General features: G+C 41.8%; 19 protein-coding genes. All 19 read left to right on the forward strand.

The annotated features are described in order from the left end of the window. The first annotated feature begins 19 nt into the window (after positions 1 to 19). The 19 genes from wcaK (at position 20) to wzzB (ending at position 23937) form a co-directional block, all read left to right on the forward strand. Positions 20 to 1300 carry a colanic acid biosynthesis pyruvyl transferase WcaK gene (gene wcaK, locus LCS67_RS08230; protein WP_000770915.1) on the forward strand — a complete coding sequence of 427 codons (1281 nt, stop codon included), beginning with the start codon at positions 20 to 22 and terminating at the stop codon, positions 1298 to 1300. Next, entirely contained in the window at positions 1297 to 2517 is a 1221-nt protein-coding gene (wcaL, locus tag LCS67_RS08235; protein ID WP_000868508.1) for a colanic acid biosynthesis glycosyltransferase WcaL, read from the forward strand. Before wcaK ends, wcaL begins: the two co-directional genes overlap by 4 nt. Positions 2518 to 2527: 10 nt before the next feature. Next, complete coding sequence (gene wcaM, locus LCS67_RS08240) at positions 2528 to 3931, forward strand: colanic acid biosynthesis protein WcaM (RefSeq protein WP_001111834.1); 1404 nt, start codon at positions 2528 to 2530, stop codon at positions 3929 to 3931. Positions 3932 to 4108: 177 nt separating this feature from the next. After that, a complete protein-coding gene (galF, locus tag LCS67_RS08245) occupies positions 4109 to 5002 on the forward strand; it encodes a GalU regulator GalF (protein WP_000981469.1) in 894 nt (297 codons plus the stop codon). A gap of 376 nt (positions 5003 to 5378) precedes the next feature. Continuing rightward, the gene (rfbB, locus tag LCS67_RS08250) at positions 5379 to 6464 is read left to right on the forward strand and encodes a dTDP-glucose 4,6-dehydratase (protein WP_000697842.1); all 1086 of its coding nucleotides are present in this window, start codon (positions 5379 to 5381) and stop codon (positions 6462 to 6464) included. Beyond that, on the forward strand, positions 6464 to 7363 hold the full coding sequence (rfbD, locus tag LCS67_RS08255; protein ID WP_001023662.1) for a dTDP-4-dehydrorhamnose reductase: 900 nt from the start codon (positions 6464 to 6466) through the stop codon (positions 7361 to 7363). Before rfbB ends, rfbD begins: the two co-directional genes overlap by 1 nt. Positions 7364 to 7410: 47 nt before the next feature. Further along, entirely contained in the window at positions 7411 to 8289 is an 879-nt protein-coding gene (gene rfbA / locus LCS67_RS08260; RefSeq protein WP_001612007.1) for a glucose-1-phosphate thymidylyltransferase RfbA, read from the forward strand. Positions 8290 to 8293: 4 nt separating this feature from the next. Continuing rightward, positions 8294 to 8824 (forward strand): dTDP-4-dehydrorhamnose 3,5-epimerase, encoded by a 531-nt coding sequence (gene rfbC / locus LCS67_RS08265; RefSeq protein WP_001100807.1) that lies wholly within the window; start codon positions 8294 to 8296, stop codon positions 8822 to 8824. 347 nt (positions 8825 to 9171) lie between these two features. Then, positions 9172 to 10710: a lipopolysaccharide biosynthesis protein gene (locus LCS67_RS08270; protein ID WP_000489515.1), complete on the forward strand. Its 1539-nt coding sequence runs from the start codon at positions 9172 to 9174 to the stop codon at positions 10708 to 10710. 188 nt (positions 10711 to 10898) lie between these two features. Continuing rightward, entirely contained in the window at positions 10899 to 12077 is a 1179-nt protein-coding gene (locus LCS67_RS08275; RefSeq protein ID WP_023231088.1) for an O-antigen polymerase, read from the forward strand. Positions 12078 to 12084: 7 nt separating this feature from the next. Next, a complete protein-coding gene (locus LCS67_RS08280; protein WP_225090904.1) occupies positions 12085 to 13155 on the forward strand; it encodes a glycosyltransferase in 1071 nt (356 codons plus the stop codon). Positions 13156 to 13158: 3 nt separating this feature from the next. Continuing rightward, a complete protein-coding gene (locus LCS67_RS08285) occupies positions 13159 to 14106 on the forward strand; it encodes a glycosyltransferase family 2 protein (RefSeq protein ID WP_001138990.1) in 948 nt (315 codons plus the stop codon). Beyond that, positions 14107 to 15546: a mannose-1-phosphate guanylyltransferase/mannose-6-phosphate isomerase gene (locus LCS67_RS08290; RefSeq protein ID WP_023231086.1), complete on the forward strand. Its 1440-nt coding sequence runs from the start codon at positions 14107 to 14109 to the stop codon at positions 15544 to 15546. Continuing rightward, entirely contained in the window at positions 15533 to 16966 is a 1434-nt protein-coding gene (rfbK, locus tag LCS67_RS08295; RefSeq protein ID WP_001103634.1) for an O-antigen biosynthesis phosphomannomutase RfbK, read from the forward strand. The genes LCS67_RS08290 and rfbK overlap by 14 nt, the downstream gene beginning before the upstream one ends. Positions 16967 to 17037: 71 nt before the next feature. After that, positions 17038 to 18468, forward strand: a complete 1431-nt coding sequence (locus LCS67_RS08300; protein WP_000368704.1) for an undecaprenyl-phosphate galactose phosphotransferase — start codon at positions 17038 to 17040, stop codon at positions 18466 to 18468. A gap of 174 nt (positions 18469 to 18642) precedes the next feature. Continuing rightward, positions 18643 to 19749: an acyltransferase family protein gene (locus tag LCS67_RS08305; RefSeq protein ID WP_000137016.1), complete on the forward strand. Its 1107-nt coding sequence runs from the start codon at positions 18643 to 18645 to the stop codon at positions 19747 to 19749. Positions 19750 to 20000: 251 nt separating this feature from the next. Next, the gene (gene gndA, locus LCS67_RS08310; protein ID WP_000043532.1) at positions 20001 to 21407 is read left to right on the forward strand and encodes an NADP-dependent phosphogluconate dehydrogenase; all 1407 of its coding nucleotides are present in this window, start codon (positions 20001 to 20003) and stop codon (positions 21405 to 21407) included. A gap of 237 nt (positions 21408 to 21644) precedes the next feature. Continuing rightward, positions 21645 to 22811 carry a UDP-glucose 6-dehydrogenase gene (gene ugd, locus LCS67_RS08315; RefSeq protein WP_000704835.1) on the forward strand — a complete coding sequence of 389 codons (1167 nt, stop codon included), beginning with the start codon at positions 21645 to 21647 and terminating at the stop codon, positions 22809 to 22811. A gap of 142 nt (positions 22812 to 22953) precedes the next feature. Further along, positions 22954 to 23937, forward strand: coding sequence for an LPS O-antigen chain length determinant protein WzzB (gene wzzB / locus LCS67_RS08320; RefSeq protein WP_000215247.1), 984 nt, complete (start codon positions 22954 to 22956; stop codon positions 23935 to 23937). The last annotated feature ends 56 nt before the right edge of the window (positions 23938 to 23993 follow it).

Genomic DNA, 23993 nt, shown 5'->3' on the forward strand with positions numbered 1-23993 from the left:
GGGATATAAGAGGCTATTTATGAAATTATTAATTTTAGGCAACCACACATGCGGCAACCGTGGTGATAGCGCCATTATGCGCGGTTTGCTTGATGCCATCCGTCAACAGGCGCCAGAGGCGGAGATGGATGTGATGAGCCGTTTCCCGGTGAGTTCCTCCTGGTTGCAGGGGCGCCCGATTATTGCCGACCCGCTGTATCAGTTAAGTCAGAAACAGCAGGCGGCGGCAGGACTTAACGGTCGGGTGAAAAAAGTATTACGCCGTCGTTTTCAGCATAAAATTTTATTGTCTAAAGTCGCCCAGGAAGGATCGCTGCGTAATTTTGCTATCGCGCCGGAATTTGCCGAATTCGCGCAATTTATTGCGCAGTATGACGCCGTCATTCAGGTGGGCGGTTCAAACTATGTCGACTTATACGGTTTGACTCACTTTGAATATCCGCTGTGCGCGTTTATGGCGAACAAACCAATTTATATGGTGGGACATAGCGTCGGCCCTTTCCAGAACCCTGACTTTAACCAGCTCGCCAATTATGTTTTTGGGCGCACCAGTGCGCTGATCCTGCGTGAAACCGTCAGCCGCGATCTGATGACCGCCGCGCAGATCGATACCCGAAAAGTAGAGCAGGGGGTGGATACTGCCTGGTTAGTCGAACGCCGTCACGACGAGTTTGTCGCCAGTTATGCTGTGCAGCACTGGCTGGACGTCACCGCGCGCCGCAAAACCGTCGCGATTACGTTGCGCGATCTGGAGCCGTTTGATAAACGCCTGGGCACCACTCAGCAGGCCTATGAGCAGGCATTTGCCCAGGTCGTGAATCGCCTGATTGCGGACGGTTATCAGGTACTGGCGCTGTCGACCTGCACCAGTATCGATCGCTATAACCGCGATGACCGGATGGTTGCGTTACGGATGGCGAAGTATGTAAACGACTCAGAACATTTCCATATCGCGATGGACGAACTCAATGACGTGGAAATCGGAAAGATCCTCGCCTCCTGCGTACTGACCATCGGGACGCGCCTGCATTCCGCCATTATCTCCATGAATTTTGGCACACCCGCCATCGCCATTAATTATGAACATAAATCCGCCGGGATTATGCAGCAGCTAGGCCTGGCGGAATTGGCTATCGATATCCGTCACTTGCTGAACGGTTCATTACAAAGCGTGGTGGCCGATACGCTCAATCAATTGCCTGCGCTAAAGGCAAAAGTGGCTAACGCCGTCACCGAGGAGCGGGCGAAAGGGTTCACGATGATCAAATCCGTTCTCGACAGAATTCGGGAGGAACAATGAAAGTCAGCTTTTTTCTGCTGAAATTTCCACTCTCATCGGAAACCTTTGTGCTGAATCAGATTACTGCGTTTATTGATATGGGCCATGAGGTGGAGATTGTCGCGTTACAAAAAGGCGATACCCAACATACTCACGCCGCCTGGGAGAAGTATGGCCTGGCGGCGAAAACCCGCTGGTTACAGGATGAGCCCCAGGGACGGCTGGCGAAACTGCGCTACCGGGCATGTAAAACGCTGCCGGGGCTGCATCGGGCGGCGACCTGGAAAGCGCTCAATTTTACCCGCTATGGCGATGAATCACGCAATTTGATCCTTTCCGCGATTTGCGCGCAGGTGAGCCACCCTTTTGTGGCGGATGTGTTTATCGCACACTTTGGTCCGGCGGGCGTGACGGCGGCCAAACTACGCGAACTGGGCGTGCTTCGCGGCAAAATCGCGACTATTTTCCACGGGATTGATATTTCCAGCCGCGAAGTGCTCAGTCATTACACGCCGGAGTATCAGCAGTTGTTTCGTCGTGGCGATCTGATGCTGCCCATCAGCGATCTGTGGGCCGGTCGCCTGAAAAGTATGGGCTGCCCGCCGGAAAAGATTGCCGTTTCGCGCATGGGCGTCGATATGACGCGTTTTACTCATCGTCCAGTGAAAGCGCCAGGGATGCCGCTGGAGATGATTTCCGTCGCGCGCCTGACCGAGAAAAAAGGCCTGCATGTGGCGATTGAAGCCTGTTGGCAACTGAAAGCGCAGGGCGTGGCGTTTCGCTACCGCATTCTGGGGATTGGCCCGTGGGAACGTCGGCTGCGCACGCTCATCGAGCAGTATCAGTTAGAGGATGTCATTGAGATGCCGGGGTTTAAACCGAGCCATGAAGTGAAGGCGATGCTGGATGACGCCGATGTTTTTTTGCTGCCGTCGATTACCGGTACGGATGGCGATATGGAAGGTATTCCGGTAGCGCTGATGGAGGCGATGGCGGTGGGGATTCCCGTGGTGTCTACCGTGCATAGCGGCATTCCGGAACTGGTGGAGGCCGGCAAATCCGGCTGGCTGGTGCCGGAACACGATGCGCAGGCGCTGGCGGCCCGACTCGCTGATTTCAGCCGGATTGACCACGACACGCTGGAGTCGGTGATCACGCGCGCCCGTGAAAAAGTGGCGCAAGATTTTAATCAGCAGGTGATTAATCGCCAGTTAGCCAGCCTGCTACAAACGATATAAACGAGGTGGTATGCCCGCGACTAAATTCTCCCGACGAACCCTCCTGACGGCAGGTTCCGCGCTTGCTGTTCTTCCTTTTCTGCGCGCCTTGCCGCTACAGGCGCGTGAACCTCGCCAGACCGTCGATATTAAGGATTATCCGGCGGATGACGGTATTGCCTCGTTCAAACAGGCCTTCGCCGACGGACAGACCGTGGTCGTACCGCCAGGATGGGTGTGTGAAAATATCAATGCGGCGATAACGATCCCGGCGGGAAAAACGCTGCGGGTACAGGGCGCGGTGCGTGGGAATGGCCGGGGACGGTTTATTTTGCTAGACGGGTGTCAGGTGGTGGGGGAGCAGGGCGGCAGTCTGCACAATGTGACGCTGGATGTTCGCGGGTCGGACTGTGTGATTAAAGGCGTGACGATGAGCGGCTTTGGCCCCGTCGCGCAAATTTTCATTGGCGGTAAGGAACCGCAGGTGATGCGTAATCTCATTATCGATGACATCACCGTTACCCACGCCAACTACGCCATTCTCCGCCAGGGATTTCATAACCAAATGGACGGCGTGCGGATTACGCATAGCCGCTTTAGCGATTTGCAGGGGGACGCCATTGAGTGGAATGTCGCGATTCACGACCGCGACATCCTGATTTCCGATCATGTCATCGAACGCATTGATTGTACCAATGGCAAAATCAACTGGGGGATCGGCATCGGGCTGGCGGGTAGCACCTATGACAATAGTTATCCTGAAGACCAGGCAGTAAAAAACTTTGTGGTGGCCAATATTACCGGATCTGATTGCCGACAGCTTGTGCACGTAGAAAATGGCAAACATTTCGTCATTCGCAATGTCAAAGCCAAAAACATCACGCCCGATTTCAGTAAAAATGCAGGTATTGATAACGCAACGATCGCAATTTATGGCTGTGATAATTTCGTCATTGATAATATTGATATGACGAATAGTGCTGGGATGCTCATCGGCTATGGCGTTGTTAAAGGAAAATACCTGTCAATTCCGCAAAACTTTAAATTAAACGCTATTCGGTTGGATAATCGCCAGGTTGCTTATAAATTACGCGGCATTCAAATTTCCTCCGGTAACGCCCCCTCTTTTGTCGCCATCACCAATGTACGGATGACGCGTGCTACGCTGGAACTGCATAATCAACCACAGCATCTTTTTCTGCGTAATATCGACGTGATGCAAACTTCAGTCATTGGCCCGGCGTTAAAAATGCGCTTCGATTTGCGTAAAGATGTCCGTGGTCAATTTATGGCCCGCCAGGACACGCTGCTTTCCCTCGCTAATGTTCATGCCATCAATGAAAACGGGCAGAGTTCCGTGGATATCGACAGGATTAATCACCAAACCGTGAATGTCGAAGCAGTGAATTTTCCGCTGCCGAAGCGGGGAGGGTAAGTACCGCTATTTTTACGAAAATTCCTGGGAAAAAGTTGTTCATACTTAATGTTATGGTGCCGACTAAGACGTAATGTAGAGCGTGCCATCATTATCCCTGGCAGCAGAGTAATTCATGCTGGCGAAAACAAGCTAAAGAGCTATAATTCAGCAACCATTTTACAGGTGGAAGAAACAATGATGAATTTGAAAGCAGTTATACCGGTAGCGGGTTTGGGTATGCATATGTTGCCTGCCACCAAGGCAATCCCAAAAGAGATGCTACCGATCGTCGACAAGCCAATGATTCAGTACATTGTCGATGAGATTGTGGCTGCAGGGATCAAAGAAATCGTACTGGTGACTCACGCGTCCAAAAACGCCGTTGAGAACCACTTCGACACCTCTTATGAACTTGAATCACTTCTTGAACAGCGCGTTAAGCGTCAGCTTTTGGCGGAAGTGCAATCTATCTGCCCACCGGGCGTAACGATTATGAACGTGCGCCAGGCGCAGCCGTTAGGGCTGGGGCACTCTATTCTGTGCGCGCGTCCGGTCGTGGGCGATAACCCTTTCATTGTGGTACTCCCGGATATTATTATTGATGATGCTACCGCCGATCCGCTGCGCTATAACCTTGCGGCGATGGTGGCGCGTTTCAATGAAACGGGTCGCAGCCAGGTGCTGGCGAAGCGCATGAAAGGTGATTTATCGGAGTATTCCGTTATCCAGACGAAAGAACCTCTGGATAATGAAGGCAAAGTCAGCCGGATTGTGGAGTTTATCGAAAAACCGGATCAGCCGCAGACGCTGGATTCCGATCTGATGGCGGTGGGCCGTTATGTGCTTTCAGCCGACATCTGGGCGGAACTGGAAAGAACCGAACCGGGCGCCTGGGGCCGTATCCAGCTCACCGATGCCATTGCAGAACTGGCGAAAAAACAGTCGGTTGACGCGATGCTAATGACGGGTGACAGCTATGACTGCGGTAAAAAAATGGGCTACATGCAGGCATTTGTGAAGTACGGGCTGCGCAACCTGAAAGAAGGAGCGAAGTTCCGTAAGAGCATAGAGCAGCTTCTGCATGAATAAGTATTAACAACCGTGATAAATGGTTGGTGATAAACATAATAACGGCAGTGAACATTCGAAGCGGCAAGTTGGCTGAAACGAGTGTTGACTGCCGTTTTAGTTTTGTATAAAGGACTTAAGTAACAAGGGGTTATCTGGAGCATTTTAATGCTGATTTTATAAGATTAATCCTTGTTTCCGGATGCAATTAATAAGACAATTAGCGTTTAAGTTTTAGTGAACTTTGCCCTGCTGGGCGAGGTTTGTAACAAGTCGATATGTACGCAGTGCACTGGTAGCTGATGAGCCAGGGGCGGTAGCGTGTGTAACGACTTGAGCAATTAATTTTTATTGGCAAATTAAATACCACATTAAATACGCCTTATGGAATAGAAAAGTGAAAATACTTATTACTGGCGGGGCAGGTTTTATTGGATCAGCTGTTGTCCGCCATATTATTAAGAATACACAGGACACTGTAGTTAATATTGATAAATTAACCTACGCCGGTAATCTTGAATCCCTTTCTGATATTTCTGAAAGTAATCGCTACAATTTTGAACACGCGGATATTTGTGATTCCGCTGAAATAACGCGTATTTTTGAGCAGTACCAGCCGGACGCGGTGATGCATTTGGCTGCGGAAAGTCATGTGGATCGTTCGATTACCGGGCCGGCAGCATTTATTGAAACCAATATCGTCGGCACCTATGTACTTCTTGAAGCTGCGCGTAAATACTGGTCTGCGCTTGGCGAAGATAAAAAAAATAGTTTTCGTTTTCATCATATTTCCACTGATGAAGTTTACGGCGATTTACCGCATCCTGATGAAGTTGAAAACAGCGTTACGCTGCCGTTATTTACTGAAACGACGGCATATGCGCCAAGTAGCCCCTATTCTGCGTCAAAAGCATCCAGCGATCATTTAGTCCGTGCCTGGCGGCGTACCTATGGTCTACCAACGATCGTTACCAATTGTTCTAATAACTATGGCCCTTATCACTTCCCTGAAAAACTGATTCCGTTGGTCATTTTGAACGCACTGGAAGGAAAGCCTTTGCCAATTTATGGCAAAGGGGATCAGATTCGCGACTGGCTATATGTAGAAGATCACGCTCGCGCGCTTCATATGGTAGTGACTGAAGGCAAGGCAGGGGAGACTTATAACATTGGTGGCCACAATGAGAAGAAAAATCTCGATGTGGTATTTACTATCTGTGATCTGCTGGATGAGATTGTACCCAAAGCGACTTCTTATCGTGAACAAATCACTTATGTCGCGGATCGTCCGGGCCATGATCGTCGTTATGCCATTGATGCAGGTAAAATTAGCCGTGAATTAGGCTGGAAACCGCTGGAGACCTTTGAAAGCGGTATTCGTAAAACAGTGGAATGGTACCTTGCAAATACTCAATGGGTAAACAATGTTAAAAGTGGGGCGTATCAGAGTTGGATAGAACAGAACTATGAAGGACGCCAGTAATGAATATCTTACTTTTTGGTAAGACAGGGCAAGTAGGCTGGGAGTTGCAACGTTCTCTTGCGCCAGTGGGGAATCTGATTGCCCTGGATGTCCATTCAAAAGAGTTTTGCGGTGATTTTAGCAATCCGAAAGGCGTTGCCGAAACCGTTCGTAAACTTCGTCCCGATGTGATTGTTAACGCAGCAGCCCATACTGCAGTAGATAAAGCAGAGTCTGAACCAGAACTGGCGCAGTTACTTAACGCCACCAGTGTGGAAGCCATCGCTAAAGCGGCCAACGAAACTGGCGCATGGGTAGTGCATTATTCAACCGATTATGTATTTCCTGGTACCGGCGATATCCCATGGCAGGAAACGGACGCTACGTCGCCGCTGAATGTCTATGGCAAGACCAAACTGGCGGGAGAAAAGGCCCTGCAGGATAACTGCCCTAAGCATCTTATCTTCCGCACCAGTTGGGTTTATGCAGGTAAGGGCAATAATTTCGCAAAGACAATGCTTCGTCTGGCGAAAGAGCGTCAGACACTTTCAGTCATCAACGATCAGTACGGTGCGCCGACCGGTGCGGAATTACTGGCTGACTGCACGGCGCATGCGATCCGTGTGGCGTTAAATAAACCAGAAGTCGCAGGTCTTTACCATCTGGTTGCCGGGGGAACCACAACTTGGCATGACTACGCGGCCTTAGTCTTTGACGAGGCGCGCAAGGCAGGGATAACGCTTGCGCTGACTGAGCTTAATGCTGTGCCGACCAGTGCCTACCCGACGCCGGCGAGCAGACCAGGCAATTCGCGTCTCAATACTGAAAAGTTTCAGCGTAATTTTGACCTTATTCTGCCGCAATGGGAATTAGGAGTTAAGCGCATGCTGACTGAAATGTTTACGACGACAACCATCTGATAAATTTAAATGCCCATCAGGGCATTTTCTATGAATGAGAAATGGAAATGAAAACGCGTAAGGGCATTATTTTAGCGGGGGGCTCCGGCACCCGTCTTTATCCGGTGACCATGGCGGTAAGTAAGCAATTGCTACCAATTTATGATAAACCGATGATTTACTATCCCCTTTCCACACTTATGCTGGCAGGCATTCGGGATATCCTGATCATCAGTACGCCACAGGACACGCCGCGTTTTCAACAACTGCTGGGAGACGGCAGCCAGTGGGGGCTGAATCTTCAATATAAAGTACAGCCAAGCCCGGATGGCTTAGCACAGGCGTTTATTATTGGTGAAGAGTTCATTGGTAATGATGATTGTGCATTAGTACTAGGTGACAATATCTTCTATGGTCATGATTTACCAAAGTTAATGGAAGCTGCCGTTAATAAAGAAAGTGGTGCTACCGTCTTTGCTTATCATGTAAACGATCCAGAGCGCTACGGTGTGGTTGAGTTTGACCAAAGTGGCACAGCCGTTAGTCTGGAGGAAAAACCGTTACAACCGAAGAGTAATTACGCGGTAACGGGGCTGTATTTTTATGATAATAGCGTGGTGGAGATGGCGAAAAATCTTAAGCCTTCCGCTCGCGGTGAGTTAGAAATCACGGATATTAACCGTATCTATATGGATCAGGGAAGATTGTCTGTCGCCATGATGGGGCGCGGTTATGCCTGGCTGGATACAGGGACGCATCAGAGTTTGATAGAGGCCAGTAATTTTATTGCAACCATCGAAGAACGCCAGGGACTAAAAGTGTCTTGCCCGGAAGAGATCGCTTATAGAAAAGGGTTTATTGATGCGGAGCAGATTAAGAATCTGGCTAAACCGTTGTCGAAGAATGCTTATGGGCAGTATCTCCTGAACATGATTAAAGGTTATTAATAAAATGAACGTTATTAAAACAGAAATTCCTGATGTATTAATTTTTGAACCTAAAGTGTTTAGTGATGAACGTGGGTTCTTTATGGAAAGTTTTAATCAGAAAGTATTTGAGGAAGCGGTTGGCCGAAAGATTGAATTTGTTCAGGATAATCATTCAAAATCAACTAAAGGTGTGTTACGTGGTTTACATTATCAAGTTGAACCTTATGCTCAAGGGAAGCTTGTACGCTGTATAGCTGGAGAAGTTTTTGATGTTGCTGTAGATATTCGCAAAGATTCCGAAACGTTTGGTAAATGGGTTGGTGTCAATATTTCTTCTGAAAATAAAAGGCAGTTGTGGATACCTGAAGGTTTTGCTCATGGGTTCTTAGTATTAAGTGAAGAAGCTGAATTTGTTTATAAAACATCAAACTATTACTCTGGCGAACATGAAAGAGGTATTATTTGGAATGATCCTGATATTAATATTACATGGGGAATAGATAGTCCAATTCTTTCATTAAAAGATAAAATTCATAAAGGTTTAGTAAAGTAACACAATTGCCATTATTTATAATTGAATAGATATTGTTCAACACCTATAAGCGTTTTATAGGTGTTATTAAAATTTTCTAATCCTATTTATTGCATTGTAATTAAAATTTAGAGAGTTATAGAGATATTTTAAAGAGCTTAGTCTATTCATCTGTTGTGTGAACGATGTGTGAATATGGGTTTTTTAGACAAAATAACCAAGTTAGATAGATTTCAAAAAATATCAGACAGATATTTACCTGGAATAAGTAAAGTCAGTTCAAGAAAATAAAAATATGATATTAGAAACTATCATTCAACATTCCTTTTTAGCTAACAAAATACAGATGATTCGAGTTTTATCCTAATATGTTTAGAAATAAAGTTGCTCTTGGGTCTCAGATAGGATTGTTTACTTCAGTTCTTATATTAATAACAAACTTTTTTTTAAGAAGTTACTTTGTTAAAGTATATGGTTCTGATTTAACCGGGTATTATTTATTAGTAGTACAGTTGATGGGAGTATTAAACCTTGCTGAGCTAGGTATAAGTACAGCCTTAACATATATCCTATTTAAACCACTGCATAGAAAAGAAAATAGTGAGTTAAGACAATTATATTTTATAATAAAGAAAATATACCATTTTATAGCATTGGGCATATTAGTTATTGGACTGCTTTTCTTTTTGTTATTAAATTCTATAGTAAATGCAAGTATATCCCCTGAAAATCTATATATAACATGGGGGGTGTTTGTTATAAGTACATCATTATCATATTTATACTCTGCTCAATCTGTCATTTTAACAGCAGACCAGAATGTCTATTTGGTTAAATTAATTACTGGGTTAACTAGAAGTTTAGCGTATATATTGCAAATATTTCTAATGATTTGCGGCGTCTCCTTTTGGATTGTGTGCGCTATTGAATTACTTTCTAATGTAATACAACTTATTCTTTTTAACAGACTAACATTAAAAAAATATCCGCAATTAGTAAAGTTGGATATTACTGATACTATCAATAAAGAAAATATAATAAGTGTAAAATCTAAAATAAAAAGAGAGATAAAATATACGTTTGTACATAAAATTGCTGGTGTTGTTGTATTTAATACAGATTATTTAATTATATCTGTCTTTCTAGGTATAACGGTTATCACATCTTTTTCTTCCTATATGATGTTAATTCAAGCATTGGGTTTTCTGATATCAGCAATAGCTTCCCCACTGGGTGCCTATATAGGAGCAAAATTATATTCTGATAGTAAGGAAAAAGTTATCAGGATTATATCACTTTATAATTCACTTTTTTTTATGCTAGGTGTTTTTTGCGCGTACATGTTTTATATATCTTCAAGTACATTTGTATCCTTATGGATGGGAAAAGAAATTGTACTTAGCCAACAATTAGTTTTGTTACTTTCTGTTAATTGCTTCGTATTGATTGCAAGGATCTCTTTTGATGTTGCAAAAGTAGGCCTTGGTTATATGTCAGATATTGAATTACCCCTACTGGAAGCCATAATTAATATTATCGTTTCATTAGTTTTAGTACATTATTTAGGTTTAAATGGGATAGTTATTGGAACTATCGTTAGTAATATCATCGTTGTCATGATCTTGAAACCAGTATTTTTATACAAAAATGCCCTTAAATCGGATAATGCATTTATTATTCATGAGCTTATAAGATCATGGTTCTTTATAAGCATATTCTTGCTTTCCATCTTTTTTATTACAAGGGCAAAAGTTATAGTCAGCAATGAATGGCTAGATTTCTTTATACAAGTGTGTATGAGTAGCATTACTCCTTTATTGTTATTGATAATGATATACAGCGTCTTTGATAGCAACGTTCGGAAATTCATGTTTGTTATGTTTAAAAAAATGTATAGGGAAAATTGATTCTCTAAAATTGGAGAAAAAGATCGTTGCCTGGATAGTTTGATAATGAAACCGATATATATTAAGCGTAGTGGTGTACGCAAAAGCGACTATTTGGCTATTGAAAATAAGGTATAAATCTAAACAAGATAAATATATGTAATAAAGTATTATCTTATTCCTTATCGCTTAATAATATGAGATGTGTTATGGTATTTTTAGCTTGGTTTATTGCTATTGGGATATATATAATATGTGGAATTCTTTATCTTCAATTTCCTCAATTATCACCACTAGGGGCCCTTGCATATACTGATACAGTGGGCGATGTAATCATTGTCGTATCCACGGGGATAGTGGGAGTTTTTCTCGGCTATTTTGCATTTTCTAAAATCAAGTTAGTAGGAATAAAAGATTTTAATAATTCTTGTTTTATAAATTTTTGTTCAGTATGCTTTATTATTTCAGCGTTTCTAATTTTCGCCTTAGGTGTCGCTGCATATGGTGGTTACATAGCATTTCTACATACGCCTTATATAGCAATCTATGAAGGTAGTGCAGAAAATCAAACCAGAGATATTCTCATATCTTCATCGGGATTGCTTGCTAACTATGCACTATTAACTAGCATTCGTGTCAACTTTAAAGAAATATCAATAACTAATAAAGTTGTCATAGCAGTATCGCTATTAATACTTGTTTCTATATTTATTCAGGGACGAAGAGAAAATTTAATTTTGCTAATATTATGTTTCGTGTCATTCTATATGCTAAATTATAAAATTAATTTTAAACGTATTATCAAAGTAAGCATTATTTGTATAATAATGTTTTTCATTGCTGGATTAGGTTTATATTTGCGTGAAAGCACTTCAACTTCAGGAGGAAGTATTTTTACAGCTATACCTTTTGCCGTGATGTATGAAACACATTTTTCTTTAGCGACTTTGGCTAATGAAGTGAGAACACATTTATATAATAATTTACCTTATGGGGGAGTATTAGATTTATTTTCTCCCATATTATTTATTATCCCTGCTTTTATATATGGCATTTTTGGTTTAGATAAACAATCTTTGTTCGAGAATAATGAGATGCGTTTTTATGAGGATAAAGGTGGGCAGTTTATATTCACAGAGGCTTTTCATTCACTTGGTTATGTCGGAGTATTCCTGCATGGTTTAATCTTGGGTGTAATGCTAATAGTATTTTATCGTGTAGCCAAGAAAAGCAGGCTCATAATTTATCATTTTCCAATTATTTCCCTCATATTTGTTGCAATGAGAAAAGACCTTACCTATGGTGTTAAATATATTTCTCTTTTGTTCATATTTATGATGATTTTTTATTTTATCTATAAGTTACTCCCACTTAAAAATAATGGTTGAATTAAAAATGCATAAAGTTCTTTTTATTAGTGCCTTTCATCCTGGGGCGAGAGGTTCGATCGGTGCTGGTGAGGCCATTTGTGGTGATAATTTAAAAAAACATGTAAATAATGGCAGTCAAGTCGATGTTATTGTTATATCTCCTGCAACACAATATGAAAATCCCGAAATTAAAGCACTATGCCATTCTTATGAAGTGATCAACGTTAGTAAGAAAGATTATCTTAAAGGAATACTTTTCAATGCTAAATATAAATCTTTTATTGCGCCATGGTTTTTTACTAGAGTAAATAAAAGTTTAATTAAACGGATAAATAATAAGATCTCTCACACGAATTACGACTTAGTATGGCTTGATTTTCCATCAGTTTTAGGAGTGGTAAAACATATTTTACATCCAAATATTCATTATTTTGCCCATGATGTTGTATCACAGCGCACAAGTCGTTCTCTTACAAAGAAACCTATCAATAAAGAGATTGCAAAAGTTGAGGCAAACTTATTCTGTAAGTTGAAAAAAATTGTGGCAATGTCTCATAAAGATAAATTGTTACTTGAACAAATGAATTATAAGGGAGTTATAGAGGTTGCTGATCTTGGAGTACAAAAAGTCGGTGAGGTATTAAATGGTATTCCGATTGAAGAGGTTGTAAATAAATTTAAGGATAGAAAAAATTTAATTTTTTTTGGTTACATGAAGCGTGCGGAAAACCACTGGTCTATAATATGGTTTATATTTTTTGTTTTTCTTAAAATAAGAAAACAAAATCCACATATCCATCTTTGGATTTTAGGCTTGGCTCCCAGACCTTTACTGAAGTTGATCGGCAAGTGTATATCTAATGTACATGTCGCTGGTGCTGTATCAGATCCTACCTTGGCTTTTCAAAAGGCCGATTTAAGTGTTGCACCTTTACTATATGGAGCTGGAGTAAAAATAAAGGTGTTACAGATGCTTGAGGCGGGTGCAACGGTTGTTGCTACTGAGGTTGGGGCTGAAGGTATTGAAAGCCATAAAAAGCTTCACATTGTTAATAAAACACAATTTGGTAAAAAAATACTTGAGCTTTTGGACTAAAAAATGCCCTCCTTTACTTTAATTGTTCCTACATATAATGCTGGTAGTGCTAGATGGAATGAGTGGTTTCACGCTTTTCAAAAACAAACTAATCAGCCATCACAATTGATAATCATTGATTCATCATCGACAGATGACACTAGAAATATTGCAAGCACTTATACCAACAATATTATAGTTATATCACCAAGTGAATTTAATCACGGAGGGACGAGAAATAAAGCATTAGCTTCCGCCGAAGAAAGTGATTTTGTTGTTTTTTTAACCCAGGATGCTATATTTGAAAATAAAAATGCCCTGGAAGAAATATTATCATTATTTAATGACAAAAATGTCGCTGCAGTATGTGGCAGACAGCTTCCTCATCATGATGCTAATCCTCTTGCTATACACGCAAGAAATTTTAATTATGGTACTGAAACTCTAATTAAAAGTAAAAATGATATAAAAAAACTCGGCATTAAAACCGTGTTCATGTCAAATTCTTTTGCAGCTTATCGGCGGTCTGTTTTTGAAGCACTTGGGGGGTTTCCTGAACATACTATCCTCGCTGAAGATATGTTTATGGCTGCGAGAATGATCCAGGCGGGTTATAAAATTGCTTATTGCGCAGAAGCCAGTGTAAGGCATTCGCATAATTATACGCCAAAACAAGAGTTCCAACGGTATTTTGATACAGGGGTATTTCATGCCTGTAACCCTTGGATTCAGCGTGACTTTGGCGGAGCCGGTGGTGAGGGTTTCCGCTTCGTAAAATCAGAGATTCAATTCCTGCTTAAAAATGCACCGTTCTGGATTCCAAGAGCTTTATTAACAACCTTTGCTAAATTTCTGGGTTACAAATTAGGCAAGCATTGGCAATCTTTACCGTTGTCTACATGTCGCTATTTTAGCATGTACAAGAGTTATTGGAATAATATCCAATATTCTTCGTCAAAAGAGATAAAATAAATGTCTTTTCTTCCCGTAATTATGGCTGGCGGCACAGGTAGCCGTTTATGGCCGCTTTCACGCGAATATCATCCGAAGCAGTTTCTAAGCGTTGAAGGTAAACTATCAATGCTGCAAAATACTATAAAGCGATTAGCTTCACTTTCTACAGAAGAACCCGTTGTCATTTGTAATGACAGACACCGTTTCTTAGTCGCTGAACAACTCCGCGAAATTGACAAGTTAGCAAATAATATTATTCTCGAACCGGTAGGCCGTAATACTGCACCAGCGATCGCTCTTGCCGCGTTTTGTGCGCTCCAGAATGCTGATAATGCTGATCCTCTTTTGTTGGTTCTTGCTGCAGATCATGTGATCCAAGATGAAATAGCTTTTACGAAAGCTGTCAGACATGCTGAAGAATACGCCGCAAATGGTAAGCTTGTAACTTTTGGTATTGTTCCAACGCATGCTGAAACGGGTTATGGATATATTCGTCGTGGTGAGTTGATAGGAAATGACGCTTATGCAGTGGCTGAATTTGTGGAGAAACCGGATATCGATACCGCCGGTGACTATTTCAAATCAGGGAAATATTACTGGAATAGCGGTATGTTTTTATTTCGTGCAAGCTCTTATTTAAACGAATTGAAGTGCTTATCACCTGAAATTTACAAAGCTTGTGAAAAGGCGGTAGGACATATAAATCCCGATCTTGATTTTATTCGTATTGATAAAGAAGAGTTTATCTCATGCCCGAGTGATTCTATCGATTATGCAGTTATGGAGCACACACAGCATGCCGTGGTGATACCAATGAGTGCTGGCTGGTCGGATGTGGGATCCTGGTCCTCACTTTGGGATATATCGAATAAAGATCATCAGAGAAATGTTTTAAAAGGAGATATCTTCGCACATGCTTGTAATGATAATTACATTTATTCCGAAGATATGTTTATAAGTGCGATTGGTGTAAGTAATCTTGTCATTGTTCAAACAACAGACGCTTTACTGGTGGCTAATAAAGATACAGTACAAGATGTTAAAAAAATTGTCGATTATTTAAAACGAAATGATAGGAACGAATATAAACAACATCAAGAAGTTTTCCGCCCTTGGGGAAAATATAATGTGATTGATAGCGGAAAAAATTACCTCGTTAGATGTATCACTGTTAAGCCGGGTGAGAAATTTGTGGCGCAGATGCATCACCACCGGGCTGAGCATTGGATAGTATTATCCGGGACTGCTCGTGTTACAAAGGGAGAGCAGATTTACATGGTTTCTGAAAATGAATCAACATTTATTCCTCCGGATACTATTCACGCGCTGGAAAACCCCGGAATGATCCCCCTGAAGTTAATTGAGATTCAATCAGGTACCTATCTTGGTGAGGATGATATTATTCGTTTAGAACAACGTTCTGGATTTTCGAAGGAGTGGACTAATGAACGTAGTTAATAATAGCCGTGATGTTATTCATTCATCAGGTATTGTGTTTGGAACGAGTGGGGCTCGCGGTCTTGTAAAAGATTTTACACCTCAGGTATGTGCTGCTTTTACGGTTTCATTTATTGCCGTTATGCAGGAACATTTTTCGTTTGATACCGTAGCATTGGCAATAGATAATCGTCCAAGTAGTTATGGGATGGCTCAGGCGTGTGCTGCTGCATTGGCGGATAAAGGCGTTAACTGTATTTTTTATGGAGTGGTACCAACCCCAGCTTTGGCCTTTCAGTCTATGTCTGACAATATGCCTGCGATAATGGTTACGGGAAGTCATATTCCATTCGAGCGGAACGGCCTCAAGTTTTATCGTCCTGATGGTGAAATCACGAAACATGATGAGGCTGCGATCCTTAGTGTTGAAGATACGTGTAGCCATTTAGAGCTTAAAGAACTCATAGTTTCAGAAATGGCTGCTGTTAATTATATATCTCGTTATACATCTTTATTTTCTACTCCATTCCTGAAAAATAAGCGTATTGGTATTTACGAACATTCAAGCGCTGGGCGTGATCTTTATAAGCCTTTATTTATTGCATTGGGGGCTGAAGTCGTTAGCTTGGGTAGAAGCGATAATTTTGTACCTATAGATACAGAGGCTGTAAGCAAAGAGGATCGGGAAAAAGCTCGCTCATGGGCTAAAGAGTTCGATTTAGATGCCATATTCTCGACAGATGGGGATGGTGATCGCCCTCTTATTGCTGATGAGGCCGGTGAGTGGCTAAGAGGCGATATACTAGGTCTATTATGTTCACTTGCATTGGATGCAGAAGCCGTCGCTATTCCTGTTAGTTGTAATAGCATAATCTCTTCTGGCTGCTTTTTTAAACATGTTAAGCTTACGAAAATAGGTTCGCCTTATGTTATCGAAGCTTTTAATGAACTATCGCGGAGTTATAGTCGTATTGTCGGTTTTGAAGCCAATGGCGGCTTTTTATTAGGAAGCGACATCTGTATTAACGAGCAGAATCTTCATGCCTTACCAACTCGTGATGCTGTATTACCGGCAATAATGCTGCTTTACAAAAGTAGGAATACCAGCATTAGCGCTTTAGTCAATGAACTCCCAACTCGTTACACCCATTCTGACAGATTACAGGGGATTACGACTGATAAAAGCCAATCCTTAATTAGTATGGGCAGAGAAAATCTGAGCAACCTCTTAAGCTATATTGGCTTGGAGAATGAAGGTGCAATTTCTACAGATATGACAGATGGTATGCGAATTACCTTACGTGATGGATGTATTGTGCATTTGCGCGCTTCTGGTAATGCACCTGAGTTACGCTGCTATGCAGAAGCTAATTTATTAAATAGAGCTCAGGATCTTGTAAATACAACGCTTGCTAATATTAAAAAACGATGCTTGCCGTAAAAGAATTGAATGTTATTTACTTAATATGCCTATTTTATTTACATTATGCACGGTCAGAGGGTGAGGATTAAATGGATAATATTGATAATAAGTATAATCCACAGCTATGTAAAATTTTTTTGGCTATATCGGATTTGATTTTTTTTAATTTAGCCTTATGGTTTTCATTAGGATGTGTCTATTTTATTTTTGATCAAGTACAGCGATTTATTCCTCAAGACCAATTAGATACAAGAGTTATTACACATTTTATTTTGTCAGTAGTATGTGTCGGTTGGTTTTGGATTCGTTTGCGACATTATACATACCGCAAGCCATTTTGGTATGAGTTAAAAGAAATTTTTCGTACGATCGTTATTTTTGCTATATTTGATTTGGCTCTGATAGCGTTTACAAAATGGCAGTTTTCACGCTATGTCTGGGTGTTTTGTTGGACTTTTGCCATAATCCTGGTGCCTTTTTTTCGCGCACTTACAAAGCATTTATTGAACAAGCTAGGTATCTGGAAGAAAAAAACTATCATCCTGGGGAGCGGACAGAATGCTCGTGGTGCATATTCTGCGCTGCAAAGTGAGGAAATGATGGGGTTTGATGTTATCGCTTTTTTTGATACGGATGCGTCAGATGCTGAAATAAATATGTTGCCGGTGATAAAGGATACTGAGATTATTTGGGATTTAAATCGTACAGGTGATGTCCATTATATACTTGCTTATGAATACACCGAGTTGGAGAAAACACATTTTTGGCTACGTGAACTTTCAAAACATCATTGTCGTTCTGTTACTGTAGTCCCCTCGTTTAGAGGATTGCCATTATATAATACTGATATGTCTTTTATCTTTAGCCATGAAGTTATGTTATTAAGGATACAAAATAACTTGGCTAAAAGGTCGTCCCGTTTTCTCAAACGGACATTTGATATTGTTTGTTCAATAATGATTCTTATTATTGCATCACCACTTATGATTTATCTGTGGTATAAAGTTACTCGGGATGGTGGTCCGGCTATTTATGGCCACCAGCGAGTAGGTCGGCATGGAAAACTTTTTCCATGCTACAAATTTCGTTCTATGGTTATGAATTCTCAAGAGGTACTAAAAGAACTTTTAGCTAACGATCCTATTGCCAGGGCTGAATGGGAAAAAGATTTTAAACTGAAAAATGATCCTCGAATCACAGCTGTAGGTCGATTTATACGTAAAACTAGTCTTGATGAGTTGCCACAACTTTTTAATGTACTAAAAGGTGATATGAGCCTGGTTGGACCACGACCTATCGTTTCGGATGAACTGGAGCGTTATTGTGATGATGTTGATTATTATTTGATGGCAAAGCCGGGCATGACAGGTCTATGGCAAGTGAGTGGGCGTAATGATGTTGATTATGACACCCGTGTTTATTTTGATTCCTGGTATGTTAAAAACTGGACGCTTTGGAATGATATTGCCATTCTGTTTAAAACGGTAAAAGTTGTTTTTCACCGCAACGGTGCGTATTAATTTTATATTATATTTGGCAGAATGCTAGTATAATTGTCATGTTCAGTTTGAGGTAATTTATGTACTAATTATCTTATATTATAAATCATGTGCAATTATTTTTATATTTTTATATGAAAAACGTCCAGTATATATATTGAGAAACATTATTGTTATGGAGACATAATCGGAGTTATGACGGAAAAAAGCTCTTTTCCCATAAGCCACGAACATTCCTTAACTATGGATTATGTTAAAGCTTTTGGTATGATTTTCGTATTGGTTGGGCATATAAATAATGACATATTTAATGTTTATTATGCCTATCTTTTTCATATGCCATTATTTTTCTTTATTGGTGGGGTTTTATATAAAGATACAAGATGTATAACAAATTTTATAGCGCATGTTATAAAAAAACAGTTACCTTATCTTATAATAACTTATTTGATTATTGGTGCTATTGCATTATTAATTAATGTACGTTATGGAATACACACAGGTGATGCTTTTTCGACAGGACTATATGAAACGGTTAAACTTGCTATAAAATCAAATTTTCATAACAATAAAATGTTTTTAACAGGTTGGTTTCTGTTTGCTTATATATTTGTGAGCATTTTGTCGGTGATTATTATAAAAAGCATAAAACGGGTCGTTGTTAGCAATGCTTTATTATTATCGGTATTGGTGGCGATTAGTGCATTATTAATAACTGTCTCAATAACATATTTATCTCCTCAGTATATTCTGGTGAAAGACTATAAGCTGAATTTTATATGCCAGGTGTTAACCGGTATGTCGTTTTATATTTTTGGATATGTGATAAGAAATCAGATATATAGCTTATTAAATTTCTATATTTTTATTTTATTAACTGTAATATTATATGTTTCGAAAAGTTATGGTTTCTCTACGCAGACAATTATGTCATGGAGTTATTATCCGGATGGGTTAATAATGTCTGTTATTAACGCGCTGATAGGTATTTATGCTGTGTTTTTTATCTCTCTATTAATTACAAGGGGAGTGAAAGAAATTAAGCTGCTAAAAATGATAGGTCAGAATTCAAGAGCTATCATGGCATATCATTTACTTGTATATGTAATTTTAGATATAATTGCTTCAATTTTAGGCGATTATAGCCTATCGGGAACAGATGTATATGATAATCACTTTATCACTAAATGGTCCGTTCCTGTCTACATTGCATTAGGTTTGCTACTGCCTCTAATTTTTAGTATTCTGAAACAGAAAGTAATAGGGAAGATAAAATTTAAGCGGGATTTTAGAATCAATTAAAAGCTAATTTTAGCTTTAATGCGGCCTAATGTTTAAGTGTTAATTTTAGGATAAATATCACGTAATAGGTTACTCAGGAGATTTTTATTTAGTCTACCGACGCGTTCCCAGATAAGGATTCCGGTGTGTCGTAGGTAGAAATAGGTAATTAATGATTGTTTCTTCGGGCTTTAAGTCTGGGTTATCATATTATTCACTTCATCTCATTGGATATAGTTCCTATGAGTAACCACACCTGACAGGAGTATGTAATGTCCAAGCAACAGATCGGCGTCGTCGGTATGGCAGTGATGGGGCGCAATCTCGCGCTCAACATCGAAAGCCGTGGTTATACCGTATCCGTTTTCAACCGCTCCCGTGAAAAGACCGAAGAAGTGATTGCCGAGAATCCCGGCAAAAAGCTGGTGCCTTATTACACGGTGAAAGAGTTTGTTGAATCCCTCGAAACGCCTCGTCGTATCCTGTTAATGGTGAAAGCGGGCGCAGGTACTGATGCAGCTATCGATTCGCTGAAACCGTATCTGGAAAAAGGCGATATCATTATTGATGGCGGTAACACCTTCTTCCAGGACACAATCCGTCGCAATCGCGAGCTGTCTGCGGAAGGTTTTAACTTTATCGGTACCGGTGTTTCCGGTGGTGAAGAGGGCGCGCTGAAAGGGCCATCTATCATGCCTGGCGGTCAGAAAGATGCCTATGAACTGGTGGCGCCGATCCTGACGAAGATTGCTGCTGTGGCGGAAGATGGCGAACCGTGCGTGACCTATATCGGCGCCGATGGTGCTGGTCACTACGTCAAGATGGTCCACAATGGTATTGAATATGGCGATATGCAGCTTATCGCTGAAGCTTACTCCTTGCTGAAAGGCGGCCTGAACCTCAGCAATGAAGAGCTGGCGAACACTTTTACCGAGTGGAATAACGGCGAGCTGAGCAGTTATCTGATCGACATCACTAAAGACATCTTCACTAAAAAAGATGAAGACGGAAACTACCTGGTGGATGTCATTCTTGATGAAGCCGCCAACAAAGGGACCGGTAAATGGACCAGCCAGAGCGCGCTGGATCTGGGCGAACCGCTGTCGCTGATTACCGAATCTGTCTTTGCGCGTTACATCTCTTCGTTGAAAGCGCAACGTGTTGCCGCATCTAAAGTGCTCTCCGGGCCGAAAGCGCAGCCGGCAGGCGACAAAGCGGAATTTATCGAGAAAGTGCGTCGCGCGCTGTATCTTGGCAAGATCGTCTCCTATGCGCAAGGCTTCTCGCAGCTACGCGCCGCGTCTGATGAATATCACTGGGATCTCAACTACGGCGAGATTGCTAAGATTTTCCGTGCGGGTTGTATCATTCGCGCTCAGTTCCTGCAGAAAATCACCGATGCTTACGCAGAAAACGCTGGTATTGCCAATTTGCTGTTAGCGCCTTACTTCAAGAAAATTGCTGATGAGTACCAGCAGGCGCTGCGTGATGTTGTGGCTTACGCGGTGCAGAACGGCATTCCGGTGCCGACATTCTCTGCGGCAGTGGCCTACTATGACAGCTATCGCGCCGCAGTACTGCCAGCTAACTTAATTCAGGCGCAGCGTGACTACTTTGGTGCGCACACCTATAAACGTACTGATAAAGAAGGCATTTTCCATACCGAGTGGTTGGAATAATTTCTGCAAAAATGTTTAAGCCCGGTTTAATACCGGGCTTTTTTTTTATCTCTATTCTTATTGATTTATCGCTTTTGCTTAATATTAACTTAATAATCTGTGTTTATCGTAATGAAGATAATCTGAATTGTTTTCGTCTGCGTTGCACTTTATATACTCAGGCGTTAAAACTTTAATATCTTATCAGGATGCGAAATACATCATGATTCATAATTAAGTTAATTCTGAGAGCGAATAATGAAAATCACGATATCCGGGACGGGTTATGTTGGCTTGTCTAATGGTTTGCTTATTGCACAACACCATGAAGTGGTGGCGTTAGACATTGTTCCTTCCCGTGTTGAACTGTTAAATGATCGGATATCTCCGATTGTTGATAAAGAAATTCAGCAATTTTTAAAGGAAGATAACATCACATTCAGGGCAACGCTGGATAAGTTTGATGCGTACCAGAATGCAGATTACGTCATCATTGCTACGCCTACAGATTACGATCCAAAAACCAACTATTTTGATACGTCCAGTGTGGAATCGGTCATTCAGGATGTGATCAGCTTCAACCCCGCAGCCGTGATGATTATTAAGTCCACGGTGCCGGTTGGCTTCACGGCAGCAATGCGCCAGAAGTTTGCGACAGAAAATATCATTTTCTCTCCGGAGTTTTTACGTGAAGGTAAGGCCCTTTACGATAACCTTTATCCCTCCCGTATCGTGATTGGGGAACAGTCTGAGCGCGCCAGAGAATTTGCCGCATTACTCCAGGAAGGCGCTATTAAACAGGAGATTCCGACGCTGTTTACGGACTCCACTGAAGCGGAAGCCATTAAACTTTTCGCCAATACTTATCTCGCTATGCGAGTCGCTTATTTTAATGAATTAGACAGCTATGCTGAAACATTAGGGTTAAATACCCGACAAATTATTGAAGGGGTATGCCTCGACCCGCGTATTGGCAATCATTATAATAATCCCTCTTTTGGTTATGGCGGATATTGTTTGCCAAAAGATACCAAACAGTTGCTGGCTAATTATCAGTCAGTGCCTAATAATATTATCTCCGCTATCGTTGAAGCAAACCGTACGCGTAAAGATTTTATTGCCGACGCTATCCTCGCCAGAAAGCCTAAAGTGGTGGGCATTTATCGCCTGATTATGAAGAGTGGCTCCGATAACTTCCGCGCCTCATCGATTCAGGGGATTATGAAACGTATTAAAGCGAAAGGCGTAGAGGTCATTATCTATGAGCCGGTAATGGAAGAAGATACTTACTTCAACTCTCGCCTTGAGCGTGATTTGCACTGCTTTAAACAGCAGGCGGATGTCATTATTTCCAACAGGATGGCGGCAGAGCTTTTGGATGTCGCTGAAAAAGTGTATACCCGCGATCTTTTCGGTAGTGATTAATAAGGCAATCGGGGCTGATGAGTCCCGATGATTTATTGACCAAATGGAAATAATGTCTGATTTTTATCATTAATCCTATGGCATATATTTTCTTTATGACTACACTGTCTCCAGCTTCATCCTTTTTTTAGTTAGGGTATCTATGACAGTGGATAGTAATACGTCTTCCGGGCATGGGAACGATCCGGAACAGATTGATTTGATTGAGTTATTTCTACAGTTATGGCGTGGGAAGATGACCATTATTGTAGCCGTTGTTATCGCCATTTTGCTGGCCGTAGGCTACCTGATGATAGCCAAAGAAAAATGGACATCCACGGCGATTATTACCCAACCTGATGCCGCGCAGGTTGCCACCTATACCAACGCGCTCAACGTCTTGTATGGCGGGAATGCTCCCAAAATCTCTGAAGTGCAGGCGAATTTTATAAGCCGCTTTAGCTCTGCGTTTTCCGCATTATCGGAAGCGCTGGATAATCAGAAAGAGCGGGAAAAGCTCACCATTGAACAGTCGGTAAAGGGGCAGGCGCTGCCACTCTCGGTTTCTTATGTGAGTACTACCGCTGAAGGGGCGCAGCGTCGGCTGGCGGAATATATCCAACAGGTGGATGAAGAGGTCGCTAAGGAACTGGAAGTTGACCTGAAAGATAACATCACGCTGCAAACCAAAACGTTGCAGGAGTCTCTTGAGACGCAGGAAGTTGTGGCGCAGGAACAAAAAGATCTGCGTATTAAGCAAATCGAAGAAGCGTTGCGTTATGCGGATGAGGCCAAAATCACGCAGCCGCAGATTCAGCAAACCCAGGATGTTACCCAGGACACGATGTTCCTGCTGGGCAGCGATGCGCTGAAATCGATGATACAGAACGAAGCGACGCGTCCACTGGTCTTTTCTCCGGCCTATTACCAGACGAAGCAGACACTGCTGGACATTAAAAATCTGAAAGTGACTGCCGATACGGTGCACGTCTATCGTTATGTGATGAAGCCGACGCTGCCGGTCCGTCGCGATAGCCCGAAAACAGCCATTACTCTCGTGCTGGCAGTGTTGCTGGGCGGGATGATCGGCGCCGGGATTGTGCTGGGACGCAATGCGCTACGTAGCTATAAGCCAAAAGCCTTGTAAGCTTCTTTGCCGGATGGTGGTACAAGTGCCTTATTCGGCTACGACAGGTAAAATTT

The sequence above is a fragment of the Salmonella sp. A7 genome (genome assembly GCF_020181675.1).
In the GTDB taxonomy this organism is placed as follows: Bacteria; Pseudomonadota; Gammaproteobacteria; order Enterobacterales; family Enterobacteriaceae; genus Salmonella; species Salmonella enterica.

Coding starts and splice junctions, on each gene's coding strand:
- wcaK (WP_000770915.1), top strand. CDS start 20: ATGAAATTATTAATTTTAGGCAACCACACATGCGGCAACCGTGGTGAT.
- wcaL (WP_000868508.1), top strand. CDS start 1,297: ATGAAAGTCAGCTTTTTTCTGCTGAAATTTCCACTCTCATCGGAAACC.
- wcaM (WP_001111834.1), top strand. CDS start 2,528: ATGCCCGCGACTAAATTCTCCCGACGAACCCTCCTGACGGCAGGTTCC.
- galF (WP_000981469.1), top strand. CDS start 4,109: ATGATGAATTTGAAAGCAGTTATACCGGTAGCGGGTTTGGGTATGCAT.
- rfbD (WP_001023662.1), top strand. CDS start 6,464: ATGAATATCTTACTTTTTGGTAAGACAGGGCAAGTAGGCTGGGAGTTG.
- rfbA (WP_001612007.1), top strand. CDS start 7,411: ATGAAAACGCGTAAGGGCATTATTTTAGCGGGGGGCTCCGGCACCCGT.
- rfbC (WP_001100807.1), top strand. CDS start 8,294: ATGAACGTTATTAAAACAGAAATTCCTGATGTATTAATTTTTGAACCT.
- LCS67_RS08270 (WP_000489515.1), top strand. CDS start 9,172: ATGTTTAGAAATAAAGTTGCTCTTGGGTCTCAGATAGGATTGTTTACT.
- LCS67_RS08275 (WP_023231088.1), top strand. CDS start 10,899: ATGGTATTTTTAGCTTGGTTTATTGCTATTGGGATATATATAATATGT.
- LCS67_RS08280 (WP_225090904.1), top strand. CDS start 12,085: ATGCATAAAGTTCTTTTTATTAGTGCCTTTCATCCTGGGGCGAGAGGT.
- LCS67_RS08285 (WP_001138990.1), top strand. CDS start 13,159: ATGCCCTCCTTTACTTTAATTGTTCCTACATATAATGCTGGTAGTGCT.
- LCS67_RS08290 (WP_023231086.1), top strand. CDS start 14,107: ATGTCTTTTCTTCCCGTAATTATGGCTGGCGGCACAGGTAGCCGTTTA.
- rfbK (WP_001103634.1), top strand. CDS start 15,533: ATGAACGTAGTTAATAATAGCCGTGATGTTATTCATTCATCAGGTATT.
- LCS67_RS08300 (WP_000368704.1), top strand. CDS start 17,038: ATGGATAATATTGATAATAAGTATAATCCACAGCTATGTAAAATTTTT.
- LCS67_RS08305 (WP_000137016.1), top strand. CDS start 18,643: ATGACGGAAAAAAGCTCTTTTCCCATAAGCCACGAACATTCCTTAACT.
- gndA (WP_000043532.1), top strand. CDS start 20,001: ATGTCCAAGCAACAGATCGGCGTCGTCGGTATGGCAGTGATGGGGCGC.
- ugd (WP_000704835.1), top strand. CDS start 21,645: ATGAAAATCACGATATCCGGGACGGGTTATGTTGGCTTGTCTAATGGT.
- wzzB (WP_000215247.1), top strand. CDS start 22,954: ATGACAGTGGATAGTAATACGTCTTCCGGGCATGGGAACGATCCGGAA.